This is a genomic window from Streptomyces synnematoformans (genome assembly GCF_039531005.1).
Classification (GTDB): domain Bacteria; phylum Actinomycetota; class Actinomycetes; order Streptomycetales; family Streptomycetaceae; genus Streptomyces; species Streptomyces synnematoformans.
The window spans coordinates 1-3,086 of sequence record NZ_BAAAPF010000510.1 but is presented as its reverse complement, the minus strand read 5'-3'; the positions used below and the strand labels follow the sequence as shown (position 1 = coordinate 3,086).

1 protein-coding gene is annotated in these 3,086 nt (G+C 78.4%); it reads left to right on the top strand.

Going from position 1 to position 3,086, the window contains the following annotated elements:
* Positions 1–3,086: amino acid adenylation domain-containing protein (locus ABD317_RS35255; RefSeq protein ID WP_344295794.1), on the top strand; the 3,086-nt coding region annotated here is incomplete at both ends.

The following is a 3,086-nucleotide window of genomic DNA, read 5'->3' as shown; positions in this document are numbered from 1 at the left end:
CCCGTGCTGCCCGCCGGCGAGCAGCCACCGAGGCCACCGCGGCCGCCGCGCCGGTGGGGGCGCTCTTCGAGGCACAGGTGCGCCGGACCCCCGCGGCGCCCGCGCTGGTGTCGGGCGCCGCCACCGTGTCGTACGCGGCGCTCAACACCCGCGCCAACCGCCTCGCGCACGCGCTGACGGCCCGCGGGATCGGGGCGGAGGACGTCGTCGCCCTCGTCCTGCCGCGCTCCGTGGACCTCGTCGTCGCCGAACTCGCCGTGCTCAAGGCCGGCGCCGCCTACCTGCCCGTCGACCCCGGACACCCGCCCGCGCGGCGCGCGTTCATGCTCGCCGACGCCCGCCCCGCCCTGGTCGTGGACGACCCGGCCGCCCTCGCCGGGATGGCCGCCGGCCGGCCCGGCACCGACCCCGGCGTCCCCGTCGACCCGCGCCGCCCGGCGTACGTGATCTACACCTCGGGCTCCACCGGGCGCCCCAAGGGCGTCGTCGTGCCGCACACGGGCGTCGCGTCCCTCGTCGCGTTCCACACCGAGCGGCTGCGGATCACCCCCGGCAGCCGCTTCCCGCAGCTCGCCTCGCCCAGCTTCGACGCCTCCGCCTGGGAGACGTACGTCGCGCTGCTCACCGGCTCGGCGCTGGTGCTCGCCCCCGAGGACGACCCGCTGGCCGTCGTCACCGACCCCGGCTCCGGCCTCACCCACGCCTTCGTGCCGCCCTCCGCGCTCGACGTGGTGGCCGAGTCCGACAGCCCTGTGCGGACGCTCGTGTGCGGCGGCGAGCCGGTGCCGCCGGAGCTGGTCGCGCGGTGGGCCCCCGGCCGCCGGTTCATGAACGTCTACGGGCCCACCGAGGCCACCGCGATGGTGACCACCAGCCGCCCGCTCACCCCCGACGGCACCGCCCCGCCCATCGGGGAGCCGCACTCCGGCACCCGGGCGTACGTGCTCGACGGCGCGCTGCAGCCGGTGCCCGTGGGCGCGGCCGGCGAGCTGTACGTCGCCGGCGTGGCCCTCGCCCGCGGCTACCTGCGCCGGCCGGGGCTGACGGCGCTGCGGTTCGTGGCCGACCCGTACGGCCCGCCCGGGACGCGCATGTACCGGACCGGCGACGTGGTGCGCTGGCGCCCGGACGGGCAGCTCGACTACCTCGGCCGCGCCGACCGCCAGGTCAAGATCCGCGGCTTCCGCATCGAGCCGGGGGAGGTCGAGGCCGCGCTGCGCGCCTGCCCCGGCGTGGCCCGGGCCGCGGTCCTCGCCCGCCGCGACCCGCCGGGCGGCGACCTCCGGCTCGTCGCGTACGTCGTGGCGGACGAGGACGGGCTGCGCCCGGACGTGCTGCGCGAGCGCCTGCACGCGCGGCTGCCCGGCTTCATGGTGCCCGCGGCGTTCGTCATGCTCGGCGACCTGCCGCTGAACACCAGCGGGAAGATCGACCGCGCCGCGCTGCCCGCCCCCGGGCAGGACGGCGGCGAGGCCGTGGGCGCGCCGCCGCGCACGCCCCGCGAGCGGCTGCTCTGCGAGCTGGGCGCCGACGTGCTCGGCGTGCCGCACGTCGGCGCGGACACCGACTTCTTCGCCGCCGGCGGGCACTCGCTGCAGGCGATCCGCCTGGTGGCCCGGATCCGCACCGCCCTCGGCGCCGACCTCGCCCTCAGCACGCTGTTCGAGGCGCCCACCGCCGCCCGGCTCGCGGCCCGGCTGGACGGCGCGGACCCGGCCCGGCCGGCGCGGACCGCGGAGCCGCGGCCGGCGGCCGAGCCGGTGCCGCTGTCGTACGCGCAGCAGCGGCTGTGGTTCCTGCACCGCGCGGAGGGCCCCGGGGCCACGTACAACATCCCGCTCGTGCAGCGGTTCACCGGCGACGTCGACCGGGCCGCGCTGGCACGGGCGCTGGGCGACGTCGTGGCCCGGCACGAGACCCTGCGCACCGTCTTCCCCGACACCGGCGGCGAGCCGCGGCAGCGGGTCCTCGGCGCCGCCGCGGCCCGGCCCGCGCTGCCCGTCACCGAGGTGGCCGGCGCGGCGGAGCTGCGGCGCCGGCTGGCGGAGTCCGTACGCCACGCCTTCGACCTCGCCGTCGAACCGCCGCTGCGCGCCGAGCTGTTCGTGCGCGGCCCGGCCGAGTCCTTCCTGTGCCTCGTCATCCACCACATCGCCGCCGACGGCTGGTCCATGGCCCCGCTCAGCCGCGACCTGGCGACCGCGTACGCCGCCCGCCGCCGCGGCCGGGAGCCCGGCTGGGAGCCGCTGCCGGTCCGCTACACCGACTACACCCGGTGGCAGCGCCGGCTCCTCGGCGCCCCCGGCGACCCGGACGGGCTGCTGCACCGCCAGCTCGGCCACTGGACGGCGGCGCTCGCCGGCCTGCCCGACGAGATCGCGCTGCCCCGCGACCGCCCCCGGCCCGCCGTCGCCTCGTACCGCGGCGGCCGGGTCCGGCTGCGCGTCGACGCCGAACTGCACGCCGCGCTTGCCGAGTTGGGCACCCGCTCGGGCGCCAGCCTGTTCATGGTGCTGCACGCAAGCCTGGCGGCGCTGCTGACGAAGCTCGGCGCGGGCACCGACCTGCCCGTCGGCAGCGTGATCGCCGGCCGCACCGACCAGGCGCTGGACGACCTGGTGGGCTTCTTCGTCAACACGCTGGTGCTGCGCACCGACACCTCGGGCGACCCGACCTTCGCGGAGCTGCTGGCGCGGGTGCGCGACACCGCGCTGGCCGCGTACGCCCACCAGGACGTGCCCTTCGAACGGCTCGTGGAGGCGCTGGGCCCGCCGCGCGCGCCGGGCCGCCACCCCCTCTTCCAGGTCGCGCTGTCCGTCGACGCCGACGAGACGTCCGCCTTCACCCTCCCCGGGCTGCGGACCACCCGGCTCCGGGTGCCCACGCGGACCGCCAAGTTCGACCTGGACATCGGCATCGGCGAACAGCGCTCCCCGACGGGCGAACGCCTCGGCCTGACCGGCACCCTCGACTACGCCGCCGACCTGTTCGACCACGGCACCGTGCAGGACCTCGCCGACCGCTGGATGGACCGGCTGCGCGCGGCCGCGGCCGCACCCGGGCGGCCCCTCAGCCGCATCGACGTG